A 1,370-nucleotide genomic window follows, 5' to 3' on the forward strand; every position below is an offset into this window, starting at 1 on the left:
GTGCCACATTGTAAACATCCATCACCGTCTCGCTGATGCGACGGGAGATTTCCTGGAGCGCGTCGAGGCCGCGGAGCCGGAGCATCCGTTCCTCGGCTGCCTTGCGCAACAGAAGGTGCGGAGAGAGGTCCCCCGCGGCGCCGCACCACGCCAGGATATCGACTTTGCGACCCAGCCGGCGCCAAAGTTCTTGCCGTACGAAATGCCAAAAATCGGCATGGACAGTGGATCGACCTTCAACCTCCTGTGATGGGCAGGCCACCTCAATCGCCATGGCCAGCAACGTTCCGGAACGATCCGTAAAGAACAAAAGTTGCACCGCCGGATCAGTTCCACTTTCCAAATGGCGAAAGTTCGGTACATCCGTACGGCCATACATGACGGCATGCCCGTCCGCGTAAACTGCTCGGCGATTGTGTCCTACCACCGCATAGCCTAAACCGTAGCCCCATTGCGCCACCTGGCGGTTTTGCCAGGCCTCCTGCACAGCCGCAGCAACCTGATCCACGAAAAAGGTCACGTATTCAGAAACGGTCATGACACCGTTATCGGGAATGACGTACTTTCTCTCCGTCACCACGGGGGCCGTGTGGGTGTGGGTCGCGGTGAGAATTATCTTTTCTGGAGAAATCTGTGGGATAGATTGTGATATCCGCTCGCGTACTTTTTGTAGGACTGCCTCCGGTATTCCGACCAAGTCGCAAGACACCATGACGGCATGATCCTTCGTTCGATCCTTCTCGCGGGACTCCAGGACCAGGGCCGTCGCAACCAGAGGCGTTTCAACCCGGCCGGCGACTCGCGTGTGAAATTGTCCCTCCAGTGCCACCGGCCGGGGAGGAGTAATCTCAACGGTGGCTGAACCCACCCAAAGTTCCCCCGCCCAAGCCATTGGCCAGCCAGAACCCAGAACGAGAAAGACGGCCACAGAGAGCCACCACCTTTGGCGCCGGATCATGGATATTCCCTTTCCTCTAGGAAATGATCGAACGGCCTGTGTCATGACAAAACGTTTTGCTGCCCGCCCCACCGGGCATTGCTCCCCGATTAACCGACCACTATTGTAAGAAACATTTCGAGCCGTTTCGATAGCGCCCTTCGTTCGTGCAGATAAGCCCTTTGAGATTGTCCTGTGACTATCCCTGACCAACATTCCACGAAAGGAACCGGTCAATCCTTACTTCCGTGGCAACGGCTGGACTCTCACCTTTTCATGCCGGTCGCGATAGGATTTTTCTGGCTCCAGGCATACAATACGGGCACAAACTCAAGAGAGTTGTCCTGAGTCCCGTTTAGAAGGGAGAACGATCATGGCGAGCAACACATCTCTGGCGGCACAAAACTTTTCCCGGAGAGATTTCCTCAAACAG

The 1,370-nt window shown here is 56.1% G+C and carries 1 pseudogene; it reads right to left on the reverse strand.

Features of this window, described 5'->3' with window-relative positions:
• Positions 1-958, reverse strand: a pseudogene (locus H5U08_RS18945) (hypothetical protein); the annotation flags it as partial.
• Positions 959-1,370: the final 412 nt, after the last annotated feature.

Source organism: Thermogutta sp. (assembly GCF_014359955.1).
Taxonomy (GTDB): domain Bacteria; phylum Planctomycetota; class Planctomycetia; order Pirellulales; family Thermoguttaceae; genus Thermogutta.